The sequence below is a fragment of the Paenibacillus baimaensis genome, assembly GCF_025567575.1.
Genome location: NZ_JAOQIO010000061.1, coordinates 1 through 786, shown reverse-complemented (window position 1 = coordinate 786; position 786 = coordinate 1). Strand labels below are relative to the sequence as shown.

At 55.0% G+C, this 786-nt stretch carries 1 pseudogene; it reads left to right on the top strand.

Going from position 1 to position 786, the window contains the following annotated elements:
- A pseudogene (locus OB236_RS15995) lies at positions 1 to 786 on the top strand (response regulator transcription factor); the annotation flags it as partial.

Sequence of the window (786 nt, the reverse complement as noted above, 5' to 3'; positions counted from 1 at the left end):
TCCCCCCGGAGAAGCATTATTCTGCCCAGGATGTGCCGCTTTTGCAGTTTGCTTTCGCCAATATTGCCGGGGAGCACTTAAATAAATGGTTTCCCGGCGGCTTTCACCTGTTTCCCTTGAACGCATCGGTGTGGGCTTTATTGGTGGACCAGAGTGCTTCCCGGCAGGATACCTCCCCCTCATGGCTGCAGATACTTACCGATTCGGTCTATCATTATCTAAGGCTGGCTCTTGAATGCAGCGGACAAGGGCTATGCGCCAGCACGGAGGAGTTGCGCCAGGGCTACAGACGGTATTGCGGGGAAGGGGACAGGGACCACGGTTCTGCCAATGAATCACTGCTCAACCAGACGGCGCTTTACGAGAAGGAGAAGGAAATTGTAACCTGGCTTATGTCGGAGGATAACAGCCGGCTGAGCCGGGAGCTTCAGGAGCAAGCCGTCCGGATCAGCCATTTGCCCCCCCAAACCGCCAAGATCGAAGCGCTGCTGCTGGCTGCTGCCATTCTCCGGCTGGTGCAGGTCCAGTTTCCCGAATGGCAAATGGCCGTGCGCCCCATAGAGTGGGATTCGGTTTACAAATATGCGGTGTCGGGGGATATTGCAGCATGGCTGCAGGGATACATCCATGAATTCCTGCAGTCCCACAATAACTGGCTTGCCAGCAAGAATGATAACCCGGTCAAGCAGGCCACCCGGTTTATTGAAGAATCATACATGGGGGTATGCAGTTTAGCCGAGGTGGCGGCCTATGTCCATCTCAACCCCAGCTATTTCAGCAATCTGT